Source organism: Desulfomicrobium aestuarii (assembly GCF_055385525.1).
The window spans coordinates 2,565,819-2,580,001 of record NZ_AP042427.1 but is presented as its reverse complement, the minus strand read 5'-3'; the positions used below and the strand labels follow the sequence as shown (position 1 = coordinate 2,580,001).

At 65.2% G+C, this 14,183-nt stretch carries 12 protein-coding genes; 10 read left to right on the top strand and 2 right to left on the bottom strand.

The annotated features are described in order from the left end of the window. The 6 genes from ACZ5AC_RS11665 to ACZ5AC_RS11640 all read left to right on the top strand — a co-directional run bounded on the left by ACZ5AC_RS11665 (position 1) and on the right by ACZ5AC_RS11640 (position 6,340). Entirely contained in the window at positions 1-348 is a 348-nt protein-coding gene (locus ACZ5AC_RS11665) for a DVU0772 family protein (RefSeq protein ID WP_464247783.1), read from the top strand. A 163-nt stretch (positions 349-511) separates the two neighbouring features. Continuing rightward, positions 512-1,135 (top strand): YkgJ family cysteine cluster protein, encoded by a 624-nt coding sequence (locus ACZ5AC_RS11660; RefSeq protein WP_464247782.1) that lies wholly within the window; start codon positions 512-514, stop codon positions 1,133-1,135. An 81-nt stretch (positions 1,136-1,216) separates the two neighbouring features. Next, positions 1,217-2,176 carry a DnaJ C-terminal domain-containing protein gene (locus ACZ5AC_RS11655; protein WP_464247781.1) on the top strand — a complete coding sequence of 320 codons (960 nt, stop codon included), beginning with the start codon at positions 1,217-1,219 and terminating at the stop codon, positions 2,174-2,176. Between the two features lie 9 nt (positions 2,177-2,185). Continuing rightward, complete coding sequence (locus tag ACZ5AC_RS11650; RefSeq protein ID WP_464247780.1) at positions 2,186-2,500, top strand: chaperone modulator CbpM; 315 nt, start codon at positions 2,186-2,188, stop codon at positions 2,498-2,500. Between the two features lie 35 nt (positions 2,501-2,535). Then, positions 2,536-5,130, top strand: coding sequence for an ATP-dependent chaperone ClpB (clpB, locus tag ACZ5AC_RS11645; protein WP_464247779.1), 2,595 nt, complete (start codon positions 2,536-2,538; stop codon positions 5,128-5,130). 172 nt (positions 5,131-5,302) lie between these two features. After that, a complete protein-coding gene (locus ACZ5AC_RS11640; protein WP_464247778.1) occupies positions 5,303-6,340 on the top strand; it encodes a DUF1786 domain-containing protein in 1,038 nt (345 codons plus the stop codon). A 171-nt stretch (positions 6,341-6,511) separates the two neighbouring features. Here ACZ5AC_RS11640 and ACZ5AC_RS11635 read toward each other — a convergent pair whose 3' ends face one another. Further along, positions 6,512-6,904 carry a hypothetical protein gene (locus tag ACZ5AC_RS11635; protein WP_464247777.1) on the bottom strand — a complete coding sequence of 131 codons (393 nt, stop codon included), beginning with the start codon at positions 6,902-6,904 and terminating at the stop codon, positions 6,512-6,514. Positions 6,905-7,071: 167 nt separating this feature from the next. Here ACZ5AC_RS11635 and ACZ5AC_RS11630 point away from each other — a divergent pair, with 167 nt between their 5' ends. Continuing rightward, the gene (locus tag ACZ5AC_RS11630) at positions 7,072-9,201 is read left to right on the top strand and encodes a Tex family protein (RefSeq protein ID WP_464247776.1); all 2,130 of its coding nucleotides are present in this window, start codon (positions 7,072-7,074) and stop codon (positions 9,199-9,201) included. A 91-nt stretch (positions 9,202-9,292) separates the two neighbouring features. Here ACZ5AC_RS11630 and ACZ5AC_RS11625 read toward each other — a convergent pair whose 3' ends face one another. Then, positions 9,293-10,171: a DMT family transporter gene (locus ACZ5AC_RS11625; protein WP_464247775.1), complete on the bottom strand. Its 879-nt coding sequence runs from the start codon at positions 10,169-10,171 to the stop codon at positions 9,293-9,295. Between the two features lie 187 nt (positions 10,172-10,358). Here ACZ5AC_RS11625 and ACZ5AC_RS11620 point away from each other — a divergent pair, with 187 nt between their 5' ends. From ACZ5AC_RS11620 to ACZ5AC_RS11610, 3 genes are all read left to right on the top strand, one after another. Then, on the top strand, positions 10,359-10,892 hold the full coding sequence (locus ACZ5AC_RS11620) for a ferritin-like domain-containing protein (RefSeq protein WP_464247774.1): 534 nt from the start codon (positions 10,359-10,361) through the stop codon (positions 10,890-10,892). 146 nt (positions 10,893-11,038) lie between these two features. Beyond that, a complete protein-coding gene (locus tag ACZ5AC_RS11615) occupies positions 11,039-13,336 on the top strand; it encodes a CHASE domain-containing protein (RefSeq protein WP_464247773.1) in 2,298 nt (765 codons plus the stop codon). 82 nt (positions 13,337-13,418) lie between these two features. Continuing rightward, on the top strand, positions 13,419-14,144 hold the full coding sequence (locus ACZ5AC_RS11610) for an RluA family pseudouridine synthase (protein WP_464247772.1): 726 nt from the start codon (positions 13,419-13,421) through the stop codon (positions 14,142-14,144). Positions 14,145-14,183 lie beyond the last annotated feature (39 nt).

Below are 14,183 nucleotides of genomic sequence, written 5' to 3'. Positions count from 1 at the left end.
ATGGGACAGTTACGAGCTTTCAAGGATCTCATCATTGACTGGGAAATGACCCCGGAAGATGCTGTGGCGATCTATCTTGAGTGGGGAAACAACGGATATCGTGGTGGATATCAGTATGCCGTGCGCGGCAAGGAAGACTTTTCCCATTACTTCGTAATAAACACCTGGAATGAAAAACCGACGGCAACTCTTTTGTACCGCAATTCCGACGGTGCAGATGAGCTCGCGGTCCTTCCGCTTCCCGACAAGCTGGCGGACAAGTTTCTCAAGGGCGTGTACCACCACAAGGGCGTGTACCCCGTCAACGAGGATGTGAGGCAGTGGCTCGAAAAAGAGCTGTATAACTGATCGCTTCTTCCATATTCTCTCGAAAAGCCGGCTTGTCCGGCTTTTCTCGTTTTTGCGCATTGACTGTTCGTCCCACATCGCTACCGTATCTCTGCGCGTGCCGATTGAAGGACGGAGTGTCGAATTCTCAGCAAAGAAAACCGTTCTGCCCCAAGGAGGGCCGATGTCTTTGAACACATGCCGCAGGTGTGGTACCTGCTGTCGGAAAGGGGGGCCGGCCCTGCACCTGTCGGACGCCGACCTGCTGGAACACGTGCCCATGAGCAGCCTGGTCTGCCTGAGGCGCGGGGAGCCGGCCTTCGACCCACGCACGAACGGCCTCGCAGCGCTGGAAAGCGAATTGCTGAAAATCCGCGGCAGAGATGGTGGATGGGCATGCATGTATTTCGATGAGGAGAGCGCGGCATGCGGCGTGTACATGAACCGGCCCCTCGAATGTCGATCCCTGTCATGCGCGGACACGGTAGAGATTTTCAGCGCCATGGACACGCCGACCCTGGCGCGTGAGCATGTCGTACCTGCAGGGTCGGCCCTATGGGCATGCATCGAAGAGCACGAAAGGCTCTTTCCTGCGGATGAGGCGGTCAGGCTCGCCGCCGTCAGGCGCGCAGGTGAGGGAATACCCCGGGAACTCGACAGCCTCATCCGCCGCGAGGCCCATTTCAGACAAAGCTTCGCCGAGAAGGTCGGGATGGCGGACGAAGAACTGTGGGCGTATTTCGGGCGCCCGCTGTGGCTGGTCCTGGCTCCGCTGAGCCGCGATTACATGCGGTATGGGCATTGGTGAAATCTGCGTCAAATTGTTGACTTGCGCTCGGAGCGCATTATCTGAGACGCGAACGGTACGAGCATAAGGAGTGGTACTACTTTGGAATACAAGGACTATTACACGCTGCTCGGTGTGCCTAAGGGAGCGAGTCAGGACGAAGTCGGCAAGGCCTTCAAGAAGCTGGCCCGGAAATACCACCCCGACCTGAACCCCGACAATCCCGAGGCCGAGGCCAAGTTCAAGGAGATCAACGAGGCCTATGAGGTCCTGAAGGATCCGGATAAGCGCAAGCTCTACGACTCCCTCGGGCCCAACTGGAAGGAAGGACAGAACTTCCAGCCGCCGCCCGGCTTCGAGAATTTCCAGTTCCGTTCAGGCGGTTTAGGCGGTGAGGGCTTCAGCGACTTCTTCGAGACCATCTTCGGCGGCGCCGGCGGTTTCGGAGGGGGCGGGAGCTACGGCGGCGGCCGCTTCGGCGGCGATCCGTTCGGCCGGACCATGCGCAGCCGCGGTCACGACGCCGAGGTACGCCTCAATCTGACCATGGAGGAGGCCTACCGAGGCGGGCGCAAGACCCTGACCCTGCAGGAACAGGTGCGCGGCGCCGACGGCAGGCCGCAGATGCAGTCCAAGACCCTGGAGGTCAACATCCCTGCAGGGGTCAAGGACGGGGCCAAGATACGCCTGGCAGGGCAGGGCTCGCCCGGCATGGGCGGAGGGCCGGCCGGCGACCTGCTGCTGCAGGTGACCATTGCCGAACACCCGCTCTTCCGCCTCGAAGGCGTGAACGTCATCTATGACCTGCGTCTGGCCCCGTGGGAGGCGGTCCTGGGGTGCACCGTGCGCATCCCGACCCTGGACGGACCCGTGGACATGAACATCCCTGCCGGTGTGAGCAGTGGGCAGAAGCTGCGTCTGGCCGGCAAGGGCCTGGGCAAGGGAGAGAGCCAAGGAGACCAGTTCGTGCGCATGGTCATCCGCTCTCCGAAGAATCTCACGGACCGGGAACGGCAGCTGTGGCAGGAACTTGCGGCAATCTCTTCATTTCAGGCCAGGTAGGAGTGGGGAATGACCATCGTGCAGATACATGAACACGCCGTGCCGGTGACCTCGGACCGCATCAGCCTCAGGGAGTTCCTGGAACTGACGGGGGTGACCGAGGACGCGCTCATGGAGCTGGTCCGGCTGGACTGGATTGTCCCGGCCCGGACCGCCTGGGAGGAATTTCTATTTGTCGATATGGATGTGTTTCGCGTGCGCAAGTACAGACGCCTGTGTTCGGATTTTGAACTCAGCCCCGTGGCCGGAATCATCATCGTCGATCTCCTGGAACGCATCGCACACCTGGAAGAACGGCTGCGCGTCTCGGCTGACCGGCTCTGACGGTCCCGTTCGCGCGACCTTTACGGAGGATTCACATGGATCTGAATAAATTCACGCAGAAATCGCAGGAAGCGGTGGCCGAAGCCCAGCAGACGGCCATCCGTTTCGGGCACCAGCAGGTGGATGTCGACCACCTCTTCCGCGCCCTGGTGGGGCAGGAGCAGGGGCTCGTACCACGTCTGCTGGAGCGGGCCGGCTACGATGTGAAGGCCATCGCCCAGGCCCTGGATACGGAGCTGGGCAGGCTGCCGCGCGTCAGCGGACCCGGCGCCCAGCCAGGACAGATCTACGTCACCCAGCGCATGAACGAGGTCATGCTGGCCGCCCTGGACCTGTCCAAGCAGATGCAGGACGAGTACGTCAGCGTGGAACACGTGTTTCTGGCCATCCTCGACAAGCCGGGCACGGGCCCGGCGGCCGCGGTGCTGCGCCAGTTCGCCCTGACCAAGGACAAGGTCCTCTCTGTGCTGGCCGAAGTGCGCGGCAACCAGCGCGTGACCTCGGCCAACCCCGAAGAGACCTACGACGCGCTCAAGAAGTACGGACGCGACCTGGTCGAGGACGCCCGCAAGGGCAAGCTCGACCCCGTCATCGGCCGCGACTCGGAGATCCGCCGCTGCATCCGCATCCTCTCGCGACGCACCAAGAACAATCCGGTCATGATCGGCGAGGCGGGAGTCGGCAAGACGGCCATCGTCGAGGGTCTGGCCCAGCGTATCCTGAACAAGGACGTGCCCGAGGGCCTCAAGGACAAGACCGTCTTCGCCCTCGACATGGGCGCCCTCATCGCCGGGGCCAAGTACCGCGGCGAGTTCGAGGAGCGCCTCAAGGCCGTGTTGAAGGAAGTGCAGCAGTCCGACGGGCGCGTCATCCTCTTCATCGACGAGCTGCACACCATCGTCGGCGCGGGCAAGACCGAGGGCGCCATGGACGCCGGCAACCTTTTGAAACCCATGCTGGCCCGCGGCGAACTGCACTGCATCGGCGCCACGACCCTCGACGAGTACCGCAAGTACATCGAGAAAGACCCGGCCCTGGAGCGCCGCTTCCAGCCCGTGGTGGTAGACGAGCCCAGCGTCGAGGACGCCATCTCCATCCTGCGCGGCCTGCGTGAACGCTTCGAGGTGCACCACGGCGTGCGCATCTCCGACTCGGCCCTGGTCACGGCCGTGACCCTGTCCAGCCGCTACATCTCTGACCGCCAGCTGCCCGACAAGGCCATCGACCTCATCGACGAGGCCGCGGCCATGATCCGCACGGAGATCGACTCCCTGCCCACGGAACTCGACGAGATCAACCGCAAGACCATGCAGCTGGAGATCGAGCGCGAGGCCCTGCGCCGCGAGAGCGACGCCGCGTCGCGCGAGCGCCTGGAGAAGCTCGAGAAGGAGTTGGCAGAGCTCAAGGAGACCCAGACGGGTCTTCGCGCCCAGTGGGAGCGCGAGAAGAGCGGCATCGACGAGATCAGCCAGGTTAAGAAGGAGCTGGAGGCCACCAAGGAGGCCATCGCCAAGGCCGAGCGCGAGTACGACCTGAACCGGGCCGCCGAACTCAAGTACGGTCGTCTGACGGAGCTGGACAAGAAGCTCGCCGCTCTCTCGGGCGGCGGCGACGGCGAGCCGCGCCTGCTGCGCGAGGAAGTCGGCCCCGACGACATCGCGGCCATCATCTCCAAGTGGACGGGTATCCCGGTGTCCAAGCTGGTGGAAGGGGAGCGCGAGAAGCTCCTGAAGCTGGCCGACATCCTGCACGAGCGCGTCATCGGCCAGGACGAGGCCGTGCAGGCCGTGGCCGACGCGGTCCTGCGCGCCCGGGCGGGCCTGAAGAACCCGCAGCGGCCTATCGGCTCCTTCATGTTCCTGGGGCCCACGGGCGTGGGCAAGACCGAGCTGTGCAAGACCCTGGCGAAGTGCCTCTTCGACACCGAGGAGAACATGGTCCGCCTCGACATGAGCGAGTATATGGAGAAGCACACCGTGGCCCGGCTCATCGGCGCGCCTCCCGGCTACATCGGCTATGACGAGGGCGGCCAGCTGACCGAGGCCGTGCGGCGCAAGCCGTACAGCGTGGTCCTCTTCGACGAGATCGAGAAGGCCCACCCCGACGTCTTCAACGTGCTCCTGCAGATCCTCGACGACGGCCGTCTGACGGACAGCCACGGCCGCACCGTGGACTTCAAGAACACGATCATCATCATGACCTCCAACATCGGCTCGCCCATGCTCCTGGACGGCATCACCGAGGGGGGCGAGCTGCGCGAGGGCGTGCGCGAGGCGGTCATGGGCGTGTTGCGCGGCCACTTCCGGCCCGAGTTCCTGAACCGGGTGGACGAGATCGTGCTCTTCAAGCCCCTCCTGATCGAGCAGATCACGCGCATCATCGACCTGCTCCTGGGCAACCTGCAGGCGCGCCTCGACGAACGCAAGATCACTCTGACGCTCACCGACCGGGCCAAGGAGTTCATCGCCCGCGAGGCCTACGACCCGGTCTACGGTGCCCGGCCGCTCCTGCGCTACCTGCAGCAGCGCCTGGAAACCCCCCTGGCCCGCGAGATCATCGGCGGCCGCCTGCACGACGGGCAGAAGCTGGTGGTGGACGAGGCGGGTGGGAGCCTGGTCTTCAGGGCCTGATTTCAGGGGGTGAAATGACACTGCCCGGTTCCGGCGAGCTTTCATCGGGGCCGGGCTTTTTTGCGTTCGCGGAGTTTGCGGCCCGGAATTCTGGACCTCGGTGCCGAAAGCGGCTACCCGGGACCTTCGGGCGTCGGTGGCTCGAAATTCTCTCATCGCAAGGAGCGCGACCGTGCAATCCACGACCTGTCTCATTCTCGATATCGGCAGCGGCACCCAGGACGTGCTGCTCTACCAGGAAGGCCTGGAACTGGAGAACTGCCCCAAGTTCATCCTGCCGTCCCCGGCCAGGAACGTGGGCGCCCGCATCCGTGAGCTGACAAAGGCCGGGCGCGACATCTATCTGCACGGCCAGAACATGGGAGGGGGGTTCTGGCGGGCGGTCAAGGCCCACCAGGACGCGGGCCTCAAGGTCTACGCCCACCCCGAGGCGGCCTTGGCCCTGGGCGACGACCTGGACCAGGTGCGCGGCCACGGCATCGAGATCACGTCCATCCCGCCCCTTTCGGCCTCGCAGGTGCTGCTGACGGACTTCGACCCCGGTTTCTGGCGCGGCCTCCTGCAGCACGCGGGCCTGCCCCAGCCCGACCTCGTCCTGGCCTGCGTGCAGGATCACGGCTTCCACCCCGGCAAGAGCAACCGTATCTCGCGCTTCGCCTACTGGGAGCGGTTCATGAACGAGGACGGCGGGGACATTTCGCGCCTGCTGTACGCCGACCCGCCCGAGGAGATGACCCGCCTGCAGTGCCTGCGCCGCTCCATCGGCGTGGGGCTCGTGGCCGACACGGGCTCGGCCGCCCTGCTGGGCGCGCTTTTCGACCCGTCCGTGGAGCGCACGGCGGCCACGGACGGCGTGCTCGTGGTCAACGTCGGCAACAGTCACACCATCGCCTTCCTGGTCCTCGGCACCCGCGTGCTCGGGGTCTACGAACACCATACCGGCCACCTGGACGAGGCCCGGCTGCTCGATCATCTGACGCGCTTCAGGCATGGGGAATTGGGCAATGCGGAGGTTTTCGACGACGGCGGCCACGGCTGCGTGACCGTGCCGGACCTGCCGGACGGCTTCGAGCGAATCGTGGTCCTCGGCCCCAGACGTGCCCTGTTGGCCGACGCCAAGGTGGAATTCCTGGCGCCGGGCGGGGACATGATGCTGGCCGGGTGTTTTGGCCTGCTCAAAGGTTGGCGGCAGCAGGGCGGAGCGTACTAGGCACAGCGCCTTCTTGGGGCGGGTCCGGTCGTCCCGCCGTTCTCCCGCCTGTTTTTTCTCTTGCCTTCGCAGGCGCGAACGCACCGGTAAAGTCTCCTTCCTGTCCGCCAGGGCGTACTCGTCGATCCGTCTGGGTTTTTCGGTCGCTTTGCGACCCGGAAGGAACCACGGCTAATGGAGCGTTCGCAGGGCTGCGGCCACAGAGGGCGAGAGGGCCACGACCGCGAGGACCAGGGGCCAGATGTCGCCGTCCTCGAAGCGGTAGGCCCGCAGGAGCTCCGGCCAGGGTTTCCGGGCCACGAACCGGCCGAAGAGGAATTCGAAGGCCACGGTCAGCGTCAGCCAGGTGAGGCCGACGCCCGCGTAGTGCGGAGCGCCGGGGAGCCGGACCCAGGGGATGGTCAGTATGGTCCAGGCCAGGATGACCGCGCTCAGGCTCAGGCCGCTGAAGGTCCGCGCCCGTTTTTGCCCGAACATCCTGACGAGAACCGTGTCGCGGAACATTCCGTTGGCGATGGCCATGGGGATGATGGCCGCCCAGAGCAGCAGTATTCTGAACGTCATGAGCCGGTCTCCTGGAGAGTGAGCGCCGCTTTGCATGTCCGGACCGTCGAATCCGTCAGATCGGAAGTCGCGTCCGTTTGTGCGCGTTGTCTGCCGCATGTACGGTATTGATCTCCCGGCCCGCAAGAACCAGGTCGGTCCTTCGATTACAACTTCAAGGAGTTCCCATGCCGGAATCGGATATTTTCAAACGCGTCGGCCAGGCTGTGGCCATCCCCGAGGCCCAGGTCAGGAGCGTGGCCGAGCTGATGGACGAGGGCGGCACGGTGCCCTTCATCGCCCGCTACCGCAAGGAGCGCACCGGGGGGCTCGATGAAGTGGCCATTCAGAACGTCCGCGACGCCCTGGACGCGGCCCGCGAGCTGGACAAGCGCCGGGAGGCGATCCTGGGCAGCCTGCGCGAGCGCGATCTGCTGAGCGCGGAGCTGGAACGGGCCGTGCAACGGTCCGCGACCCTGGCCGAGCTGGAGGACGTCTACCTGCCGTACCGCCCCAAGAAGCGCACCCGCGCGACCATGGCCAGGGAGCGGGGCCTGGAGCCTCTGGCGCGGGCGATCCTGGCCGGCGGGGTGCATCTTGATGCCGCGGCCGCGGGGTACGTCGACCCCGGCAAGGACGTGCCTGACGCGGCGGCCGCCCTGGCCGGGGCGCGGGACATCATCGCCGAGACGGTCAGCGAGGACAGGCGCTGCCGCGAGAGGCTGCGCGCCATGTTCGCGGCCAAGGGCGTCATCGCGTCGGCGGTGCGCAAGGGCCAGGACGACGCGGGACAAAAGTACCTCGATTATTTCGACTGGCGCGAACCCGTGCGTACGGCTCCGGGGCACCGCATCCTGGCCATGCTGCGCGGCGAGCGTGAGAAGGTGCTGTCCCTGGCCCTGCGTCCGGACCAGGACGAGGCCCTGTCCCTGCTGACGCGGACTTTTCCCGTCCCGAAGGGGCCTTGCGGCGAGGTGGTCAGGGAGGCCGCGGCCGACGGCTACTGCCGCCTTCTGGCCCCGTCCCTGGAGACGGAGCTGTGGGGCGAGCTGAAAACGAGGGCCGACGCGGAGGCCATCGGCGTGTTCGCCGCTAACCTGCGCGAGCTGCTGCTGGCCCCGCCCCTGGGCCCGCGTCGCATCCTGGCCCTGGACCCCGGCCTGCGCACCGGCGCCAAGCTCGTCTGCCTGGACGAGCAGGGGATCCTGCTGCACTGGCAGACGATTTTTCCCGTGGGCGGCAAGGGCCAGGCCGAAGAGGCCGGACGGGTCATCGTCTCCATGGTCAGGACCCACGGAGTGCAGGCCGTCGCCGTGGGCAACGGTACTGGGGGGCGCGAGACCGAGTCTTTCGTCAGGGGCCTTGGGCTGCCTGCGGAGGTGGACGTCATCCTGGTCAACGAGGCCGGGGCTTCGGTTTATTCGGCATCGGAAATCGCGCGGCGCGAGTTCCCGGACCTGGATCTGACCTACCGCGGCGCCGTGTCCATCGGACGGCGGCTCATGGACCCTCTGGCCGAGCTGGTCAAGATCGACCCCAAGTCCATCGGCGTTGGCCAGTACCAGCACGACGTGGACCAGGCGGCCCTGAAGAGGAGTCTCGACGACGTGGTCGTGTCCTGCGTCAATCAGGTCGGCGTGGACGTGAACACGGCAAGCCCCGAACTCCTGGCCCACGTTTCGGGCCTGGGCCCGGTCTTGGCCGCGAATATCGTTGAGCACCGGCGGGAAAACGGCCCTTTCACGGATCGCAAGGGCCTGCTCAAGGTCAAGCGCCTGGGGCCCAAGGCCTTCGAGCAGTGCGCGGGCTTTCTGCGCATCCGGAACGGAAAGAACCCCCTGGACGGCAGCGCCATCCATCCCGAGCGCTACGAACTGGTCGGGCGCATGGCCAAGGATGTCGGCTGCGGAGTGGCCGAACTCCTGCGGGACGAAAGCCTGCGCAGGCGCATCGATCTTTCGCGCTACGTGGGGGACGAGGTGGGGCTGCCCACCCTGAAGGACATCCTGGCCGAACTGGAGAAACCTGGGCGCGACCCGCGCCAAGCCTTTCAGGTCTTCCGTTTCGCCGACGTGCACGACATCTCGGACCTGCACCCGGGCATGAGCGTGCCGGGCATCGTGACCAACGTGACGCGATTCGGGGCGTTCGTGGACGTGGGCGTGCACCAGGACGGCCTGGTGCACATCAGCAACCTGGCCGACCGCTACGTCCGTGACCCCTCGGAGGTTGTCCGCACGGGCCAGCAGGTGCAGGTCACGGTGCTGGAAGTGGACGTCAAGCGCCGTCGCATCGGCCTGTCCATGCGCACAATCTGAACGCGTCAAATCACCGAAACAAAACCCTCCCCCATACGCGGGTGCAGGGGGCGCGCCCCCTGCCCGCCGGAGGCACCTTCTTCCCTCCCCCCTACGATGCGCCCGGCCGGTTGGCCAGGTACACGCCGGAGATGACCATGGTGCCGCCGGTGAGCAGGGCGGAGGTCACGGGTTCGCCCAGGATGACGTAGCCCATGGCGATGGCGAAGACGGGCACGAGGTTGATGAAGATGCCGGCGCGGGCGGCGCCGATGGCGCGGATGCCTGCGTAGTACCAGGTGAAGGCCACGCCCGTGGCCACGACGCCGAGGAAAAGGATGTTGCCCCAGTCCACGAGGCTGGCCCGGCCGATGTCGTCCAGGAGTCCGTGGGTCAGGGCCGGGGTGACGAGCATGAGTGTGCCGAGGATGCAGGACCAGGTCACGGCCATGAGCGGGTTCACCCGCTTCATGACCCGGCTGCCGGCCACGGAGTAGGCCGTCCAGGCGGCCACGCAGCCCAGGATCATGAGGTCGCCGTGGGACAGGCCGCCCTGGAAGAGTTTCACCGGGTTGCCCCCGGAGAGGACGATGGACGCGCCCGTCAGGGACAGGAGAGTCCCGGCGATCTTGCCCGGCGTGAGGCGTTCGCCGAGCATGAGGGCCGAGATGATGCTGATGATGACGGGCACCGAGGCGATGATCAGGGCCGCCCGTCCGGCCGGGACGGTCTGCAGGCCCGTGAAGAAGAAGGCGTTGTAGAGGAAGATGCCGGTCAGGCCGAGGAAGGCCACGGGCAGGATGTCCTTTTTCGGCAGGGCCGGGAAGGCGCCGTTCACGCGCCAGGACCAGAAGAGCAGAAAGGCCGAGGCCGTGACGAAGCGCAGCAGGGCGGCGGAGAAGGGCCCCATGTCCTGGGCCAGGATGCGGCCGGAGATCCAGGTCGCGCCCCAGAAGAAGACGGAGCCGACGAGTTTGGCGTAGACGAGCATGGCGTTCCTTGGAGCAAAAAAGCGGTGAGCGTGAAGATGCGCTGTGTACTCCCGATGCCCTGCGGCATCAAGAGAGCGGGTCGGGAAAATCGGTTTTGAAATGACTTGCCGCTTGCGCCCTGTCTTTGGTAAGCTGTCAATGTTTCATGCAGAAGCAAACAAACCTTTAATATTTCAGGAGGATAATATGGCTCTTTCGAAGGAAGAACGCAGGGCCCGCGTTATTGACGTTTTGAACCAGGCTCGGGCCATGGAACTCTTCGCCATCACCCAGTACATGAACCAGCACTACAACCTGGACAGCATGGACTACGGCGAACTGGCCGCCAAGATGAAGCTCATCGCCATCGACGAGATGCGCCACGCCGAGATGTTCGCCGAGCGCGTCAAGGAACTCGGCGGCGAGCCGACCACCTCTTATGAAGGCGACCTGAAGAAGGGCCAGGATGTGCGCAGTATCTTCCCCTACGACACCCAGCTCGAGGACGACACCATCGACGTCTACAGCCAGTTCCTGCTGACCTGCCGCGACAACGGCGATCCCATCAGCGCCAAGCTCTTCGAGACCATCATCGAGGAGGAGCAGGCCCACATGAACTACTTCGACAACGTCGGCAACCACATCGAGACTCTGGGCGACACCTACCTGTCCAAGATCGCCGGCACCTCCGCCTCCACGGGCCCCTCCACCAAGGGCTTCCTGATCAGCGGCGGCAACTGAGCCCTTGGCTCCCTGCCTTTCCTTTCGATGCGCGGGCATGTCCCGCGCATCTTTTTTTCCGGCTTGATTTGACGTCCTGGTCGCGATATTCGAATCCAACGTGTTGAATCTGTTCATCGTAGCGGCTGCACATGCCCAGGATGCCCATGCTTCCTCAAGTCGAGCCCACAGCTTCTCGCCATACGTCCCGCCGCAGGATTCTGGCGGACTCCCTGCACAACGAGGTTTCGGCCTGGGTGGTGCTCGCCATCTCTTTGGCCATCACGGTGCTCAGCTGGTACATTTCCGCCAGATCCGTGGAAAACCACCTTCGTGACAGATTCGATTTCGAAGTCGAGAAGGCCGGAATGGCCATCACCAAGCGCATGCAGGAATATGAGCAGGTCCTGCGCAGCGGGATCGGGCTCTTCCTGGCGTCGGATGACGTGAGCCGCGAGGACTGGCGCCTGTTCGTCGAGAACCTGCAGATCGACGCCTACTGGCCCGGCATCCAGGGCGTGGGCTTCAGCAGGATGATCGCCCCGGAAGAACTGGAGACTCACGAACGCGAGGTGCGGGCCGAAGGTTTTGCGGACTATGCTGTCCGTCCTCGGGGGGCGCGCGAGCAGTACAGCGCCATCGTTTTTCTTGAGCCGTTTTCCGGCCGGAACCTGAGAGCGTTCGGTTACGACATGTTTTCCGAGGGCGTACGCCGGGCCGCCATGTGCCAGGCCCGCGACAGCGGGATGCCGGCCGTTTCGGGCAAGGTCACCCTCGTGCAGGAGACGAACCAGGATGTGCAGCTCGGATTCCTCATGTATCTGCCGCTCTACAGCCCGGACGCCTCCGTCGACACCGTCGAACAGCGTAGGGCCGCCCTGCGGGGCTTCGTGTACAGCCCGTTCCGCATCCGCGATCTGCTGAACGGGATTCTCGGCCACGGACTGCCGAATCTGCATTTCCGCGTGCACGACGGGGAGGAGGTGGACAAGGATTCCCTCCTTTACGATTCCCAGCCGGAGCGGATTTTCGGGCAGGACTGCACTCTGGTGACCGAACGGGCTATCGGGCTACCGGGCCGGACATGGACGGTCCGTTTCGCGGCCCTGCCCGAGTTCGTGGATGGGATGCCGGCGGACCAGCCCATGCTGATCGCCGTCGGCGGCGTGACGGTCGATCTGTTGCTCTTCGCGGTGATCTGGTCCCTTTCGGCGCAGCGCAGGCGCACGGAGCGGCACGCCCTGGCCATGGCCGCGGTCATGGCGGAACTGCAGGCTGCCAGGGATCAGGCCGAGGCGGCGAACCGGGCCAAGTCGGCGTTTCTGGCGAACATGAGCCACGAACTGCGCACGCCCCTGAACGGCATCATGGGCATGCTGCAGCTCCTGCAGATGACGGAGCTCAGAGGGGAGCAGAACGACTACGCGTCGACGGCGGTGTTCTCCTGCACCAGGCTGACGCGCCTTCTGGGGGATATTCTCGACCTGTCGCGCGTGGAGGCCGGGAAGATCCAGATTCAACGCCAGCCGTTCAACCTGCGGGAGCTGCTGCATTCCCTCGGGGAACTCTTCCAGCCGGCTGCTCGGCAGGCGGGGATCGGCCTTTCGGTGCACATGTCGGATGACCTGCCGGCCATGGTCACGGGGGATGAGCACCGTTTGCTGCAGATCCTGTCGAACCTGCTCGGCAACGCGGTGAAGTTCACGCGAAGCGGGGAGGTGCGGCTGGATGCCTCCGTGCTGCCGCACGGTTCCGAAGGCGACAGGCATTTTCTGTTCCTGGTTTCGGACACCGGTCCGGGCATCGACGGCCAGAGCCTCGAGGTGATCTTCGAGCCGTTCAGACAGGGGGAAAGCGCCGGCGAGAAGAGCCGGCAGGGCGCCGGTCTCGGCCTGAGCATCGTGCGTGGCCTCGTGACCCTCATGGGCGGCTCCGTGTCCGTGGAGAGCGAGGTGGGCAGGGGGACGACCGTGGCCGTCGGCCTGCCCTTCGGTGCGACAACGCAGCCTGCCGCCGCGGAGTGCTGCGAACTGCATCTTTCGGACAGGCGCCGGATGGGCTCTCTGCGTGTGCTGCTGGTGGAGGACGAACCCGTCAACCGTCTCGGCATTGCGACCATGCTCGGCAAGCGCGGCATTGAGGTCTTCCAGGCGGAGAACGGGCAGGAAGCCCTCGATACGCTGCAGAGGGCGAAGGTCGACCTGATTTTCATGGATGTGCAGATGCCCGTTCTGGACGGCCTGGAAACGACGCGGATCATCCGGACGGATTCGCGCTTCGCCGAGTCCGCGCAGGTGCCCATCGTGGCCCTGACGGCTTACGCCATGGCCGGTGACCGGGAGCGGTTGCTGGCATCGGGGATGGACGCCTATCTGGCCAAGCCCGTGGACATGAAGAGCCTCGTCGAAACCCTCGAACGCCTGGTTCTCGACGGGGACGGCGGAGCCGCGCCGGGAAAGGCCTGAGGGCCCTGAACGCGGGCTTTACCGGAACCCCGGCAACGGGTAGACGCCTGCCTCCACGCAATCATCAACAACAGGGAACGCCATGACCGCCCCATCCCGCCCCGGCGCGCGGCATCTGCCGTCGAACCTGCGCATCGTCCACGAAGACCGCGACATCATCGTCGTGGACAAGCCTGCCGGCATGCTGACCATGGCCTCGGACACGGAAAAGACCCGCACGGCCTATTTCGCCCTGACGGACTACGTGCGCAAGGGCAACTCCAAGTCCCGCAACAGGATCTTCATCGTCCACCGCCTCGACCGCGAGACTTCGGGCCTGGTCATCTTCGCCAAGTCCGAAGAGGCCAAGCGGACCCTCCAGGAGCGCTGGCCCGAAACGACCAAGGTCTATGCGGCGGTGGTGCACGGACGCATGGACAAGGCCTCGGGCCTGGTCATCTCGCACCTTGTGGAGAGCGGTGTGCACAAGGTGTATTCCACCCGCGACACGGCCCAGGGGAAGCTCGCGCGCACGGCCTGGAAGGTGGTGCAGGAACGGGGTGAGTACACGCTTCTGGACATCGAACTGCTGACGGGCCGCAAGCACCAGATCCGCGTGCAGATGGCGGACCTGGGCCACCCCGTGGTCGGAGACAGGAAGTACGGGGCGGGCGGCGACGCCTTCCCGCGCCTGGCCCTGCACGCCAAGTCCGTCACTTTCGCCCATCCCTTCACGGGAAAAAGCATGACGCTGACGGCGCCGGTTCCTACGGCCTTTGCGCAGCTGGTGGGGAAGGTGGCCGAACCGACCCCTGAACCGGGTTTGTAGTTCCGTCGGCTGCCGTGCGAAAACTGTCCATGACGCGCT